The sequence below is a fragment of the Streptomyces showdoensis genome (genome assembly GCF_039535475.1).
Lineage (GTDB): Bacteria > Actinomycetota > Actinomycetes > Streptomycetales > Streptomycetaceae > Streptomyces > Streptomyces showdoensis.
This window is the reverse complement of the sequence record NZ_BAAAXG010000026.1, coordinates 4,148,808-4,162,781: the sequence shown is the minus strand read 5'-3', so window position 1 is coordinate 4,162,781 and position 13,974 is coordinate 4,148,808. Positions and strand designations below refer to the sequence as shown.

Genomic DNA, 13,974 nt, shown 5'->3' with positions numbered 1-13,974 from the left:
GGGCGAGGCCCCCTTCCCGTCACAGCACGGGGCGCGTCACGCGCCGCGCAGCACCGCTCCCGTGTGCTCCGCCGCCAGGGCGACCGCCGCGTCGCGGGCGGCCGTGGCCTCCTCGACCGTCAGGGTGCGGTCGGGGGCGCGGAACTTCAGGGCGTACGCGAGGGACTTCTTGCCCTCGCCGATCTGGTCGCCGGTGTAGACGTCGAACAGGCGGATGGACTCCAGGAGTTCACCCGCGCCGCCGGCCAGGTAGTACTCCACCATCGCCGAGGGGACGTCCTGGTCGACGACCAGGGCGACGTCCTGGGTCGCGACCGGGAAGGAGGAGATGCGCGGGGCCTTGAGGGGCCCCTCGTTCGCCTGCTCCAGGAGGTCGAGGTCCAGCTCCATCGCGCAGGTGCGGGCCGGGAGGCCCAGCGCCTTGACGACCCGCGGGTGCAGCTCGCCGCCGTGGCCGACCAGCGTCTTCACGCCGTCGATCACGACGTGGAAGGCGGCGCAGCGGCCCGGGTGCCAGGGAGCGTGCTGGTCGGCGTCGATCAGCAGGCCGACCCCGGCCTCGGCGGCCACCGTGCGGGCGGCCTGGATCGCGTCCGCCCAGTCGGACGGACGGCCCTTGCCCCACCAGCCGGCCTGCTCGCGCGCACCGGCGAGGACGACGGCGGCGCGACGCGGCTGCGCGGGCAGCGCGGCGTTGACGCGGGCGATCTCCTCGTCGGTGGGACGCCCGTCGACGCCCAGGCGGACGGCGACGCCCGGCTGGCCCTCGGTCGGGCGGAAGACCAGACCGGTCTCGAAGAGCGCCAGGTCGTGGCTGCCGCGCCCGTCGTTGCGGCGCAGCGCGCCGAGCAGGCCCGGCAGCAGCGTCGTACGGAGGGCGGGCTCCTCGTCGGAGAGCGGGTTGACCAGCTTGACGACCCGGCGGCGGGCGTCGTCCGCGTCGAGGCCGAGCTGGTCGAAGACGCCCTCGCCGATGAACGGGTAGTTCAGCGCCTCGACGTAGCCGGCGCCGGCCAGGGCGCGGCCCACCCGGCGGTGGGTGCGCTGGCGCTCGGTGAGGCCGCGGCCGGCGGGCGGCTTGGGCAGCGTGGAGGGCAGGTTCTCGTAGCCCTCCAGGCGGATGACCTCTTCGGCCAGGTCGTTCGGCACGTAGAGGTCGGGGCGCCAGGACGGGACGGTGACGACGAGCTCGTCCTGCCCGTAGACGTCGCAGCCGATCTCCTGGAGGCGGCGGACGACGGTCTCGCGGCCGTAGGCGACGCCCGCGACGCGGTCCGGGTGGTCGGCCGGCATGGCGATGGTGCGGGGCGCCGACGGGGCGACGACCTCGGTGACACCGGCCTCGGCCGTGCCGCCCGCGAGCAGCACGAGCAGGTCGACCGTGCGCTGCGCGGCCGCGGCGGCGGCCTGCGGGTCGACACCGCGCTCGAAGCGCTTGGACGCCTCGGAGGACAGCTTGTGGCGGCGGGCCGTACGGGCGATCGAGATCGCGTCGAAGTGCGCGGCCTCGACGACGACCTCGGTGGTGCCGGTGACGATGCCGGTCTCCGGGTCGGTCACCGGGTCGGCGATCTCCGTGTCGGCGCCGCCCATGACGCCCGCGAGGCCGATGGGCCCGCGGTTGTCGGTGATGACCAGGTCCCCGGAGTCGAGGACCCGCGCGGTGCCGTCGAGGGTGGTGATCTTCTCGCCGGCGGCGGCGCGGCGGACCCCGATGGGACCGTCGACGCGGGTGCGGTCGTAGGCGTGCAGCGGCTGGCCGAGCTCCAGCATCACGTAGTTCGTGATGTCGACGGCCAGCGAGATCGGGCGCATGCCGGCCTTCTGCAGGCGGCGCTGCAGCCAGATCGGGCTGCGGGCCTCGGGGTCGAGGCCGACGACCGTACGGGCGGTGAAGCGGTCGCAGCCGATCGGGTCGGCGATCTGGACCGGGTAGCCGTACGAGTTCGGCGCGGGCACGTCGAGCAGGGCCGGGTCGCGCAGCGGCAGGCCGTACGCGATGGCGAGCTCGCGGGCGACGCCGCGCATCGAGAGGCAGTAGCCGCGGTCCGGGGTGACGGCGATGTCGAGGACCTCGTCGAACAGCTCCAGGAGGACCGTGGCGTCCAGGCCGACCTCGTGCTCCGGCGGCAGCACGATGATGCCGTGCGAGCCGTCGTCGCCCATGCCGAGCTCGCCGCCCGAGCAGATCATGCCGCGGGAGACCCGGCCGTACGTCTTGCGCTCGGCGATGCGGAAGTCTCCGGGCAGCACGGCGCCGGGCAGCGCCACGACGACCTTGTCGCCCTCGGCGAAGTTCCGGGCGCCGCAGATGATCTCCTGGGGCTCGCCGGTGCCGTTGGCCTGACCGACGTCGACGGTGCAGAAGCGGATGGGCTTCTTGAACTCCGTCAGCTCCTCGATGGTGAGGACCTTGCCGACCACCAGCGGGCCGGTGAGGCCGGCGCCGAGCTGCTCGACGGTCTCGACCTCGAGGCCTGCCGAAATGAGCTTGGCCTGCACGTCACGGCCGGTCTCCGTGACCGGCAGGTCGACGTACTCCCGCAGCCAAGAAAGCGGGACCCGCATCAGATCTCCATCCCGAACGGCCGGGTGAACCGGACGTCACCCTCGACCATGTCTCGCATGTCTTCGACGTTGTGGCGGAACATCAGCATCCGCTCGATGCCGAACCCGAAGGCGAATCCGCTGTACTTCTCGGGGTCCACACCGCAGGCGACGAGCACCTTCGGGTTGACCATGCCGCAGCCGCCGAGCTCGATCCAGCCCTCGCTGCCGCAGGTGCGGCAGGGGCGGTCCGGGTTGCCGACGGACTCGCCGCGGCAGACGTAGCAGAGCATGTCCATCTCGGCGGACGGCTCGGTGAAGGGGAAGAAGTTCGGGCGGAGCCGGGTCTTCATGTCGGACCCGAAGAGCGCCTGGACCATGTGGTCGAGGGTGCCCTTGAGGTCGGCCATGGTCAGGCCCTCGTCGACGGCCAGCAGCTCGATCTGGTGGAAGACCGGGGTGTGCGTGGCGTCGAGCTCGTCGGTGCGGTAGACGCGGCCGGGGCACACCACGTAGACCGGGGGCTCCCGGTCGATGAGGGTGCGGGCCTGGACCGGCGAGGTGTGCGTACGGAGCACGACACCGGACTCGTCGCCGGTGGTCCCCTCGGGGCCCTGGACGAAGAAGGTGTCCTGCATCTGCCGCGCCGGGTGGTCCGGGACGAAGTTCAGGGCGTCGAAGTTGAACCACTCGGCCTCGACCTCGGGGCCCTCGGCGACCTCGTAGCCCATCGACACGAAGACGTCGGCGACGCGCTCCATGAGGGTGGTCAGCGGGTGGCGGGCACCGGCCGGGACACGGTCGTACGGCAGGGTGACGTCGACGGCCTCCTCGACGAGGACGCGCGCGTCGCGCTCGGCCTCCAGCTCGGTCTGGCGGGTGGCCAGCGCCTTGGAGACGACGCCGCGGGCCTGGCCCACGAGCTTGCCGGCGGCGGCCTTGGCCTGCGGGGGCAGGGCGCCGATCTCGCGGTTGGCGAGCGCCAGCGGCGAGGTGCCGCCGGTGTGCGCGGTCTTCGCGTGGGCGAGCGCGTCGAGGTCGCCTGCGGCGGCGAAGGCGGCGAGCGCCTCGTCCCGCATGCGCTCGATCTCTTCCGGTTTCAAGGCCTCGACCTCGACCGGGTCGTACGACTTATTGGGTGCCGACATCTCTTCCCGTGCTTCCGTTGGCTGGCTGGGCGGCCCCGCTCGACGTCAAGGGCGCAAACGTGCCAAAGGACGAGTCTAACGGGGCGCGGGGACGCGAATGAGCCCGTGGGCGGCCCGGACGGCTCCTGATTCCGCGCGATCTCGCCTGGTGAGACCGGGCGGCTGCCTCAGAGGAGGTGGGCCGGGGTGCCGACGGGCAGGATAAATCGGAACTCGGCGCCGCCCCGGGGGCCCCGTCCGACGGTGATGGTGCCGCCGTGGGCCTCGACGACGCCCTTGACGATGTAGAGGCCGAGTCCGGTGCCGCCGCGCTTGCTGCCCCGCCAGAAGCGGGTGAAGACGCGGCCCATCGACTCCTCGGGGATGCCGGGGCCTTCGTCGCTCACGGTGACCTCCGTCCCCTTCTCTCCGTCGGTGGTGGCCGTGGTGGGTGCCACCTCGATGGTGACGGTTCCTTCGCCGTGGCGCACCGCGTTTTCCAGCAGGTTGCCGAGGATCTGGTCGATCTTGTCCGGATCGGCCCACAGTTCGGGCAGGTCGCAGCGGACCCGGACGAAGAAGCGGTCCGGGGACTGGCCGCCGGTGGTGTGCACCTGGATGTGCCGGCCGATCGCGGCGGCGATGTCGACGGGCTGGCGGCGCACCTCCAGCCGGCCGGAGTCGATCCGGGAGATGTCGAGGAGCTCGGCGATGAGCCGCTTGATGCGGCCGGCGTCGGCGTCGACGGTCTCCAGCATGAGCCGCTTCTGGTCGTCGGTGAACCGCTCCCACTTGTCGAGCAGGGTGGCGGTGAAGCCCTTGACGGAGGTGAGCGGCGAGCGGAGCTCGTGGGCGACGGTCGCGATGAGCTCGGCGTGGCTGCGCTCGCTGCGCCGCCGGGCCTCGGTGCCGCGCAGCGAGACGACCACCCGGCGGACGGGACCGGTGGGGTGGGCGCGGACGTAGCGGGCGGAGACCAGGACCTCGCGGCCGCCGGGGAGCAGCAGGTTGCGCTCGGGCTGGCCGCGACGGGTGGCGAGCCCGCCGTACGGGTCGGTCAGCGCCCACCAGCGGCGGCCCTTGAGGTCCTCCAGGGGCAGCGCCTGGTCGAGCGGGCGGCCGAGGGCCTCGGCGCCGGGTACGGCGGTGATGCGGCTGGCGGCGGCGTTGAAGCAGACGATCCGGCCGGTCTCGTCGGCGACGACCAGGCCGTCGGGCAGGTCGTCGGGGTCGATCCCGAGTCCGGTGCCGGGCTCGACGCCGGGCTCCACGGGGGTGCCGGGCTCCAGGGAGGTGCCGGGCTCCACGGGGGTGGGCGCGGCGGGTTCGCGCGGGGGCGGCGGTTGCGGGGCGTGCGGCGCACTGCTCCGTGCCTGTGCGGGACTGCCCGTGCCGACCGTCATCCCCGTAATCCCACCCCTCCGTGTCACGCAGTGGGCCCCGAGTGCGTCACCCTACTAGGCGGGACGGCTCCGGTGGACCCCTCAGGCGGTGGTTCGGGGGCGCTGGGCGCGCGCGGAGGCGTACAGGCACACCGCGGCGGCGGTCGCGAGGTTGAGGCTCTCGGCCTTGCCGTGGATCGGGACGCGCACGACGGCGTCGGCGAGCGCCCGGGTCTCCTCGGGCAGCCCCCAGGCCTCGTTGCCGAAGACCCAGGCGGTGGGGCCGCCCATGGTGCCGGCGTCCAGCTCGTCGTCGAGGTCGTCCTGGCCGGCCCCGTCGGCGGCGAGGATGCGCACGCCGACGCCCTTGAGGCCGGCGACGGCCTGCTCGACCGGGACGCCGACGGCGACCGGGAGGTGGAAGAGGGAGCCGACGGAGGCGCGGACGGACTTGGGGTTGTACAGGTCCACGGAGGCGTCGGTGAGGACGACGGCGTCGGCGCCGGCGGCGTCGGCGCAGCGCAGCACGGTGCCGGCGTTCCCGGGGTCGCGGACGTGCGCGAGGACGGCGACCAGCTTGGGCCGGGCGGCGAGGATGTCCTCGAAGGGGGAGTCGAGGAAGCGGCAGACACCGACGATGCCCTGCGGGGTGACGGTCTGGGAGACCTCGGCGAGCACGGCGTCGGAGGCGTGGTGGACGCGGGCTCCGGAGGCGAGGGCGGCGTCGATGATGGACGCGTACCGCTCGGCGGCCTCGACGGTGGTGAAGAGCTCCACGAGGGTGGGCTGTCCGGTGGCGCCGCGGTGCTCGACGGCCTCGCGGACGGCCTGCGGGCCCTCGGCGATGAAGAGGCGGTCCTTGCCCCGGAAGTTGCGCTTGGCGAGCCGTCGGGCGGCGACGACGCGCGGGGAACGCGGGGAGATCAGCTCGGGGGAGGACATGTGCCTGCGGCTCTCTGACTCGTCGGGGTCGGCGGCGGGGGGAAGGCCGGGAGGACCCGGGGGGCCGGGGGAAACGGGGGGCAACGCGCCGGACCCGCAGGCGCGAGGCCTGCGGGTCCGGCGGAAGTACTGCGGCCTGGAAGATCAGGCGGCGGCCTTCGGGGCGTTGACGTCGGCCGGGAGGGCCTTCTGCGCGACCTCGACCAGCGCGGCGAACGCGTTGGAGTCGTTGACGGCCAGCTCGGCGAGGATCTTGCGGTCCACCTCGATGTTGGCGGCCTTCAGACCCTGGATGAGGCGGTTGTACGTCATGCCGTTCTGGCGGGCAGCGGCGTTGATGCGCTGGATCCACAGCTGACGGAAGTCGCCCTTGCGCTTCTTGCGGTCGTTGTAGTTGTAGACCAGCGAGTGGGTGACCTGCTCCTTGGCCTTGCGGTACAGGCGCGAACGCTGACCGCGGTAGCCGGAGGCCGCCTCGAGGATCGCCCGGCGCTTCTTGTGGGCGTTGACTGCCCGCTTGACGCGTGCCACTTCTTAACTCCTTGTAGCGGGGCCGTGGTGGTGCTCACACGGCCCGGAAATCGGATGGGTCCCGGTCTCGACCGGAAGCCCTCGTCGCCGAGGGCGGAAGATCAGATCAGATGCCCAGCATCTTCTTGATCTTGGCGGAGTCACCCGGGGCCATCTCGGCGTTGCCGGTGAGGCGACGCGTCAGCTTGGACGACTTGTGCTCGAGCAGGTGGCGCTTGCCGGCGCGCTCGCGCAGGATCTTGCCGGAGCCGGTGACCTTGAAGCGCTTCTTGGCACCGGAGTGCGTCTTGTTCTTCGGCATAGCGCCGTTATCTCCTCGTCAGTGGCGCTCCCCCGGTGCGGGCACCGGAGAACCGGGAGCGTCAATTCTTCGTTTGAGTGGTTCCGGGCGGAAACCCTGGGGCTGCCGGCGGGGCAGCCCCCCGGGATCACGCCTCGGCGTTCTCGGCCGACGTGTCGGCCGAAACCTGCTCGACCGGGGCCTCCGCGACAGCGTCGGCCGCGTCGGCCTGGGCCGCCTCGGACGAACCGCCCTGGCGCTCGGCCTTGCGCGCGGCCTGGGCCTCGCGGGCCTCGGCCATGGCCTCGGTCTTCTTCTTGTGCGGACCCAGAACCATGATCATGTTCCGGCCGTCCTGCTTCGGGTTGGACTCGATGAAGCCAAGCTCCTGCACGTCCTCGGCAAGGCGCTGCAGCAGTCGGTAGCCCAGCTCGGGGCGGGACTGCTCACGACCACGGAACATGATCGTGATCTTGACCTTGTCGCCCTGCTTGAGGAACCGGACGACGTGACCCTTCTTGGTGTCATAGTCGTGCGGGTCGATCTTCGGCCGGAGCTTCATCTCCTTGATGACCGTGTGCGCCTGGTTCTTGCGCGCCTCACGGGCCTTCATGGCCGACTCGTACTTGAACTTCCCGTAGTCCATGAGCTTGCACACGGGCGGACGGGCGTTCGCCGCAACCTCAACCAGGTCGAGGTCGTACTCCTGCGCAAGCTCCAGGGCCTTGGCAAGCGGCACAATGCCGACCTGCTCGCCACTGGGGCCGACAAGACGCACCTCGGGAACGCGAATCCGCTCGTTGATGCGGGGCTCGGCGCTGATGGATCCTCCTCGGTTAGCACCACGCGACCGCCTGGCGGACGGACACGTTCACGGTAGAACTGTTGAGACCAACCGAGCCGGTACATGAAAAATGCCCCGGACGGGACACAGGCGGGGCTCCATGGAAAACCGGAGCACCGCGCGGTCAACCGCGGGGCGCACATCGGGCGGCTCCATCGTCCGTACGGAACGATGGGCGCCACCTGACCGGTGACCCGCCGCCCGTGAGGACGGTCAGGTGGGAGAACGGAGCCTCCACTTGTGGGCCGGGCACGTAGGTGTCCGGCCGGTCGTTACACAAGGTTAGCAGGACCCGCCGGTCGGCGCGAACCGTACGTCCGCTTATCGTGTGGGCATGAGCGAAACGCCCGACACCGAGTCTCCTGAGACCCCCGACTTCGAAGCCATGACCCGCGACATCGCCGAGGTCCCCGCGGTGGAGGTCATCGTGACCGTCGCCGTCAACCTGATGAGCGCCGCCGCGGTGAAGCTCGGGCTCACCGAGGAGGGCGACGAGCACAAGGACCTCGACGAGGCCCGCAAGCTGATCCACGCCCTCGCCGGTCTGCTGGACGCCGGCGTGACGGAGATCTCCTCCTTCCACGCGGCGCCGCTGCGGGACGGCCTGAAGTCCCTGCAGCTGGCCTTCCGCGAGGCCTCGTTCGTCCCGGACGAGCCGGGCCAGGGGCCGGGCGAGAAGTACACGGGCCCCGTTTACGGCTAGTCCGGTCCGCGGCGCGCAGCCGCCGGACGTCAGTTCCTCACGTAGAAGGGCTCGCCGGGAGGCGTGGCCGAGGCCGGCAGGAGTGCCAGGTCGAGGCCCCGCACCAGGCGGGCCCTCAGCGTTTCGTCGGCGGCCAGCAGCCGGGCGACGCGCTGGGCGGCCTCCCCGGCGGCGGCGTCCTCGGCGAGGACCAGGGCCAGGGTGCCGTCGGCGGCGCCCGGGCCCAGGTGGGCGCGGAGGACGGCCGGCTCCGAGGCGACGGCGGCACGGACCGCGTCCCGTACCGCCGGGTCGTCCAGCGGATCGGCGCTGCTGCGGCCCTCGGCGAGGGCGAGCAGGGCGGGGCCGGTCACCTGGTAGGGCACCGGTCCCGCCAGGTCGAGGACCAGGGTGTCGGCCTTCTCGTGGGCGAGGGCGGCGAGCGCCTGGTGGAGCGGGACGGCGACCGGCCGGGCGGCCGGGTCCCACAGGGCCAGCGAGGCGATCGAGGTGAAGGCGGGAAGGGCGCGCCGGTCCCCCGCGGTCAGCGTGGGCACGGCCATGTCGCTGGTCTTCTCCTGCTTGAGCCCCGTCACGGGGTCGATCTCGACCTCGCCGAGGACCGCGACGACGGGGACGAGCAGCCGGGCGTCCTTGAGCGCGGTCAGGACCGGGCCGTGGGCGGTCCGGTCCTCCGCCCAGGCGGCCAGGGCCGCGCTGAGCCGCGGGTCGGCGGTGCCGTCGTCGTCGGAGAAACCGGGGTCCGGGATGTTCTTGAGCGCCACCCCACGAGCCTAACCGCCGGGCCGTCAGCGGCTGCGGCTGCCCCGCCACAGGGCGACGGAGGCGGCCAGCAGCAGGACGCCGATCCCTCCGGCGATGGGCGCGAGCAGGCCGATCGGGCGGCCCTCCTCGGGTTCGGCCTGGGGGCCGGGGCCGAAGTACTGCCCGCCGTAACCGGCCACGGCGGCCTTGGGGTCGGCGCCCTTGAGCGCGCCCCCGGCCTCGATGGCGGCGGCCGGGTCGACGGTGCCGTACCCCTTCTGGTCGCTGCGGCCGCCCTTGGGGCGGTTGCGGGCGGTGTCGACGAGGAGCCGCTTGACCTGGGCGGGGGTGAGGTCGGGGTGGGCGGCGCGGACCAGGGCGACGGCGCCGGAGACGAACGCGGCGGCGGCGCTGGTGCCCCAGCCCTCGTAGTAGCGGCGGTCCGGGTCGGCGATGACGATGTCGACGCCGGGCGCGCTGACGGTGGCGTACCAGCGGCTGGTGGAGAAGGAGGCGTGGGTGCCGTAGCGGTCGACGGCGGTCACGGCGATGACGCCGGGGTAGGCGGCGGGGAACGAGATGTGGTCGCCCTTCTCGCCGCCGTTGCCGGCGGAGGCGACGACGGAGACGCCCTTGGCGAGGGCGTACTGGACGGCGGAGTCCTCGCCGGCGTCGGGGTGGGCGGACTCGGAGTCGTCGCCGAGGGAGAGGTTGATGACGTCGGCGCCGTGGTCGGCGGCCCAGCGGATGCCCTCGGCGAGGGCGGTGCCGCGGGTCTTGCGGGCCTTGTCGCGGGCCTTGTCGGTGCCTTCGAGGATCACGCGTACGGGCAGGATCCGCACCTTCGGCGCGACGCCGAGGACGCCGTCCTGGGCGTCGCTCCCGTGGCCGTGTCCGGCGATGATGCCGGCCATGGCGGTGCCGTGGCGGGCCCAGGCGCGGTCGCCGCGGGAGGCGCCGAAGCCGACGAGGTCGGTGCCGGGGAGGACGGAGCCCTCCAGGTCGGGGTGGCTCGCGTCGACGCCGGTGTCGAGGACGGCGACGGTGACGCCCTCGCCGCGGGTGGTCTCCCAGGCGCGGGAGGTGTGCAGGGCGTCGAGGCCCCACTGGCGGGCGCGGATGGTGTCGGCGTACGCGGGCGTGGTGGTCGCGGGCAGCACGGCGAAGGCGGCGGCGAGGAGGGCGGCGGCCGCGGTACGGGTGCGGCGGGTCACCGGTCGCCTTCCTTGAGGGTGGCGGCGACGGCCTTGCGCAGGGCGCGTTCGACGCCGTCGCCGACGCCCTTGGCCTCGTGGCCGAGGCCGGCCTGGGCGACGGCGGTGGTGCGCTTGGCGGTCATCGCGCGGGTGGCGGGCTCGGCCTCGGCGACGGCGCGGCCATCGGCGAAGCCGGAGACGGAGGTGACGACGACGGGGAGGTCGGGCAGCACGTGCCGCCACCAGCTGGCCCGCTGGAGGTCGCCGAACCCGGCGGCGACGGTGGCGGGGGCCTTGAGGGCGGGCGGCGCGTCGTCCTCGGCGCGGGAGCCGAGGGTGCGCATGGTGGCGGGGTCGGCCTGGGTGAAGACCAGGGCGACGGTGGTGACGTGGGAGGAGGTGGCGTCGGTGTACGTGGCGCGCAGCACGCGCTCGCAGCCGGGCACCTTCAGGGCGGCGAGCAGGCCCTTGGGGAGGACGGCGGCGGTGCAGGGCGCGTCGGGGGCGACGACGATCCGGGTCCAGGTGCGGGCGGCGCCGCCGGGTCCGGCGGCGGGGCCGGAGAGGGTGCGCGGGAAGAGGGTGTCGACGGGGGCGTCGTGCCAGATGCCCTTGGCCTGGGAGTAGCCCGGCGGCTCGGCGGGCTCGCCCGCCCCGCTCTCGGCGAGGAGCGCTCCGGCGAGGGCGCCGCCGACCAGTCCGAGCCCGAGGACGGCGCAGCCGGCGGCGGCCAGGACGCGGCCGGGACGCCGCTCCTGGACGGGCCGCAGCCGGGTGGTGGTCTCGGCGGGCGTCTCGTCGGGCAGGGCCCAGCGGTCGACGCCGTACGGGTGCGGGGCGACGACCGGGCGGGCGGGGGCCGGGACGGTCCGGGCGTCGCGGACCGGGCGGAGCCGGGTGGTGGTCTCGACGGCGGGCAGCGGCTGGGCGGGGGCGGCCGACGGGCGCGGCGGGGCCTGGGGCGGCGCGGCGGGCGCCGCCGCGGGACGGGGCGGGCGCGCGGGGGTGGCCTCGGGCGCGTTCGCGGGGAGCCGCCCGGGGGTGGCCCGGGGCGCGGGGGTCGCTGCCGGGCGCGGCGGAGTCGGCGGCGCGGTGGCCGCCGGGGCCGGGGGCCGGGGTGCGACGGCGGTCGAGGGCTGCGGTGCGCCGGGGGCGGGGCGCCGGGGTGCGCCGGGGGCCGGGGGCTGCGGGGTGGTGGGGCGCTCCGGCGGGAGGAGGGCGTCGGTGATGCGGGACGCGGGGCGCTGCGGCTCGGTGCTCATCCCCGTCCCCCTGGTACCCCTGGTCGTTCCGTCACAGCGACGGCGGCCACTCTACGGGCTGTGGCCCCCGGGGCGGGAACCCAGGGGCTACCCCCGCGCAAACCCGTCTGGCAAGCTCGGGCCATGACTCCCCGTGCGGCCGACCGCGCCCGCTACGACCGGGCCACCGCCTCGCTCGACGCGCCCGTCGCCCTCGTCGACCTGGAGGCCTTCGACGCCAATGCCGCGGATCTCGTGCGCCGGGCCGGCGGGAAGCCGGTCCGGGTGGCGAGCAAGTCGGTGCGGTGCCGGGCGCTGATCGAGCGGGTGCTGGCGCGGGACGGGTTCGCCGGGGTGATGTCCTTCACGCTCGCCGAGTCGCTGTGGCTGGCCAGGGCCGGGATCGAGGACGTGCTGCTGGCCTATCCGTCGGCGGACCGGGCCGGGTACGGGGAGCTGGCGGGCGATGCGAAGCTGGCCGCCGCGGTGACGGTGATGGTCGACGACGTGGCCCAGCTGGATCTGATCGACGCGGCGCGGGCCGGCGGCACCGAGGAGGTGCGGGTCTGTCTGGAGCTGGACACCTCGCTGCACCTGCTGGGCGGCCGTGTGCGGTTCGGGGCGCGCCGCTCGCCGCTGCGGGAGCCGGCCGAACTGGCGGAGCTGGCCCGTTCGGTGGTGCGCCGCCCGGGGTTCCGCCTGGTGGGTCTGATGGCGTACGAGGGACATGTGGCGGGGGTCGGGGACGCGGTGGCCGGGCGGCCGCTGCGCTCGCGGGCGGTCCGGCTGATGCAGTCGGCGGCGCGCAGGGAGCTGGCGGCCCGCCGGGCGGCGGTGGTCCGGGCGGTGCGGGCGGTGGCCCCGGATCTGGAGTTCGTCAACGGCGGCGGCACGGGCAGTGTGCAGCACACGGCGGCCGAGGACGCGGTGACGGAGATCGCGGCGGGTTCGGGGCTGTTCCAGCCGCGCCTGTTCGACAACTACTCGTCGTTCTCGGGGCGTCCGGCGGCGCTGTTCGCGCTGCCGGTGGTCCGCCGTCCGGGCGTGGGCGCGGTGACGGTGCTCGGCGGCGGCTACCCGGCGTCGGGGGTCGCGGGGGCGGACCGGCTGCCCGTCCCGTACCTGCCGGAGGGGCTGCGCTACGACCCGCAGGAAGGTGCGGGCGAGGTGCAGACGCCGCTGCTGGGCTCGCCGGCCGACGATCTGCGGATCGGCGACAAGGTCTGGTTCCGGCACGCGAAGGCCGGCGAGCTGTGCGAGCGGTTCGACACCCTGCACCTGGTGGAGGGCGACCGGGTCACGGCCGCCGTCCCGACGTACCGGGGCGAGGGCCGGACCTTCCTCTAGCGGCGGCTCAGTACACGGTGTCCTGCTGGTCCGGCACGATGCTGCCGTCGGTGCGGCGGACCGGTGCGGCGGTGCCGTCGGGGGCCGTGTAGCCGGTGGTGGCGCAGGGGTACGCGGCGGTCTTCCGCTTCTTGGGCTCGATGAACATGGGGTTGACGAGCCAGCGGCCGTCGCCGTTGTCGTAGGCCCGGCACATCAGTTCGTTCTTATTGCGGTTGAGGACGAGCCGCAGGCCGGTGGCGTCGCGCAGGAAGGAGATGTCCGTGTCGGAGTCGCCGGCGGCGAAGACCTGGCGGCGGTCGGCGGGCTGGACGCGTTCGGCGGCGGGGCCGCGGACGCCGAAGATCTCCTGGTTGATCCAGCAGCGCTTGCCGTCGATGTAGGTGATCATCCGGTCCTCGCCGTCGCGGACGCCGCCGCAGCCCTTGAGGTGGCTGGTGAGGCGGCCGTGTTCGGTGGTGTTGCGGATGCCGAGGGCGCGGTCGGCCTCGACGCCGACGCCCCGGGCCCACACGTCGACGACGGGCTCGGGCGAGGCCGAGACGATCCACACGTCGAAGCCGGAGGCCTTGAGGGCGCGGATGAGGTCGCGCTGCTGGTCGTAGTAGCGGACCCAGCCGGTGACCTTGGAGCTGCCGACCTGCTGGGTGGCGCCCTGCGGGGCGGCGAGGTTCTCGGCGCGGGCGGCGGCGGCGAAGGAGCGCACCTGGCGGGTGGTCCAGCCGTGCAGGAGCTGGGCGAGCCAGGCGTACTGCGGCTCGATGCGGCGGTGGTCGTAGCCGTCGAACGCCTTCTTCCCGCCGGTGGTGGTGCCGTTGCCGTAGACGGAGAGGAGCTGGTCGGCGCAGTCCGTGTCGGTGGCGGTGGGCAGGGTGCGGACGCCGGCGGGGCAGGCCTCGCCGAGGGCGGTGGCGGCCTCGGGGGGTGAGGTAGCGGCTGGTGGTGCTCCAGTCGCCGTGGCGCGGGGTCCGGATGCGGTCGTTGCGGAGCAGCCAGTAGAAGGTGGCGTCGCCGACGTCGTTCTTGATGACGGTGTTGTCCCAGTCGAAGACGGCGACCGGCTTGTCGCCCTTCGTGCGGCAGTGGTCGG

Annotated in this window: 13 protein-coding genes; 2 read left to right on the top strand and 11 right to left on the bottom strand. The window is 73.9% G+C overall.

Annotation, left to right across the window (positions count from 1 at the left end; genetic code table 11):
• Positions 1 to 36: 36 nt before the first annotated feature.
• The 7 genes from pheT to infC form a co-directional block, all read right to left on the bottom strand.
• Complete coding sequence (gene pheT / locus ABD981_RS32085) at positions 37 to 2,568, bottom strand: phenylalanine--tRNA ligase subunit beta (protein WP_046912386.1); 2,532 nt, start codon at positions 2,566 to 2,568, stop codon at positions 37 to 39.
• Entirely contained in the window at positions 2,568 to 3,695 is a 1,128-nt protein-coding gene (gene pheS, locus ABD981_RS32080) for a phenylalanine--tRNA ligase subunit alpha (RefSeq protein ID WP_046912387.1), read from the bottom strand. The genes pheT and pheS overlap by 1 nt, the downstream gene beginning before the upstream one ends.
• A 167-nt stretch (positions 3,696 to 3,862) precedes the next feature.
• A complete protein-coding gene (locus tag ABD981_RS32075; RefSeq protein WP_046912388.1) occupies positions 3,863 to 5,077 on the bottom strand; it encodes a sensor histidine kinase in 1,215 nt (404 codons plus the stop codon).
• A gap of 81 nt (positions 5,078 to 5,158) precedes the next feature.
• Positions 5,159 to 5,998, bottom strand: a complete 840-nt coding sequence (locus tag ABD981_RS32070) for a TrmH family RNA methyltransferase (RefSeq protein ID WP_046912389.1) — start codon at positions 5,996 to 5,998, stop codon at positions 5,159 to 5,161.
• Positions 5,999 to 6,142: 144 nt separating this feature from the next.
• On the bottom strand, positions 6,143 to 6,529 hold the full coding sequence (gene rplT, locus ABD981_RS32065; RefSeq protein WP_043227974.1) for a 50S ribosomal protein L20: 387 nt from the start codon (positions 6,527 to 6,529) through the stop codon (positions 6,143 to 6,145).
• A 106-nt stretch (positions 6,530 to 6,635) separates the two neighbouring features.
• Entirely contained in the window at positions 6,636 to 6,830 is a 195-nt protein-coding gene (rpmI, locus tag ABD981_RS32060) for a 50S ribosomal protein L35 (protein WP_041128339.1), read from the bottom strand.
• Between the two features lie 127 nt (positions 6,831 to 6,957).
• Positions 6,958 to 7,587, bottom strand: coding sequence for a translation initiation factor IF-3 (gene infC, locus ABD981_RS32055; protein ID WP_240495497.1), 630 nt, complete (start codon positions 7,585 to 7,587; stop codon positions 6,958 to 6,960).
• Positions 7,588 to 7,987: 400 nt separating this feature from the next.
• Between infC and ABD981_RS32050 the strand changes: the two genes are divergently transcribed.
• Positions 7,988 to 8,356 carry a DUF1844 domain-containing protein gene (locus ABD981_RS32050; RefSeq protein ID WP_123955278.1) on the top strand — a complete coding sequence of 123 codons (369 nt, stop codon included), beginning with the start codon at positions 7,988 to 7,990 and terminating at the stop codon, positions 8,354 to 8,356.
• A gap of 29 nt (positions 8,357 to 8,385) precedes the next feature.
• Here ABD981_RS32050 and ABD981_RS32045 read toward each other — a convergent pair whose 3' ends face one another.
• From ABD981_RS32045 to ABD981_RS32035, 3 genes are read right to left on the bottom strand one after another with little or no spacing between them, the layout of a single operon-like run.
• A complete protein-coding gene (locus ABD981_RS32045) occupies positions 8,386 to 9,120 on the bottom strand; it encodes an SseB family protein (protein WP_046912392.1) in 735 nt (244 codons plus the stop codon).
• Positions 9,121 to 9,144: 24 nt separating this feature from the next.
• The gene (gene mycP / locus ABD981_RS32040; RefSeq protein WP_046912393.1) at positions 9,145 to 10,314 is read right to left on the bottom strand and encodes a type VII secretion-associated serine protease mycosin; all 1,170 of its coding nucleotides are present in this window, start codon (positions 10,312 to 10,314) and stop codon (positions 9,145 to 9,147) included.
• Positions 10,311 to 11,558: a hypothetical protein gene (locus tag ABD981_RS32035; RefSeq protein WP_345530447.1), complete on the bottom strand. Its 1,248-nt coding sequence runs from the start codon at positions 11,556 to 11,558 to the stop codon at positions 10,311 to 10,313. Before ABD981_RS32035 ends, mycP begins: the two co-directional genes overlap by 4 nt.
• A gap of 123 nt (positions 11,559 to 11,681) precedes the next feature.
• Between ABD981_RS32035 and ABD981_RS32030 the strand changes: the two genes are divergently transcribed.
• Positions 11,682 to 12,884 (top strand): amino acid deaminase/aldolase, encoded by a 1,203-nt coding sequence (locus tag ABD981_RS32030; protein ID WP_046910687.1) that lies wholly within the window; start codon positions 11,682 to 11,684, stop codon positions 12,882 to 12,884.
• 7 nt (positions 12,885 to 12,891) lie between these two features.
• On the opposite strand, the gene ABD981_RS32025 is transcribed toward ABD981_RS32030, so the two are convergent.
• A complete protein-coding gene (locus ABD981_RS32025) occupies positions 12,892 to 13,590 on the bottom strand; it encodes a haloacid dehalogenase-like hydrolase (RefSeq protein ID WP_345530446.1) in 699 nt (232 codons plus the stop codon).
• Positions 13,591 to 13,974: the final 384 nt, after the last annotated feature.

Bases quoted from the DNA above. Each gene is read 5' to 3' on its own strand.
- pheT (WP_046912386.1), bottom strand. From the start codon at position 2,568: ATGCGGGTCCCGCTTTCTTGGCTGCGGGAGTACGTCGACCTGCCGGTC.
- pheS (WP_046912387.1), bottom strand. From the start codon at position 3,695: ATGTCGGCACCCAATAAGTCGTACGACCCGGTCGAGGTCGAGGCCTTG.
- ABD981_RS32075 (WP_046912388.1), bottom strand. From the start codon at position 5,077: ATGACGGTCGGCACGGGCAGTCCCGCACAGGCACGGAGCAGTGCGCCG.
- ABD981_RS32070 (WP_046912389.1), bottom strand. From the start codon at position 5,998: ATGTCCTCCCCCGAGCTGATCTCCCCGCGTTCCCCGCGCGTCGTCGCC.
- rpmI (WP_041128339.1), bottom strand. From the start codon at position 6,830: ATGCCGAAGAACAAGACGCACTCCGGTGCCAAGAAGCGCTTCAAGGTC.
- ABD981_RS32050 (WP_123955278.1), top strand. From the start codon at position 7,988: ATGAGCGAAACGCCCGACACCGAGTCTCCTGAGACCCCCGACTTCGAA.
- ABD981_RS32035 (WP_345530447.1), bottom strand. From the start codon at position 11,558: ATGAGCACCGAGCCGCAGCGCCCCGCGTCCCGCATCACCGACGCCCTC.
- ABD981_RS32030 (WP_046910687.1), top strand. From the start codon at position 11,682: ATGACTCCCCGTGCGGCCGACCGCGCCCGCTACGACCGGGCCACCGCC.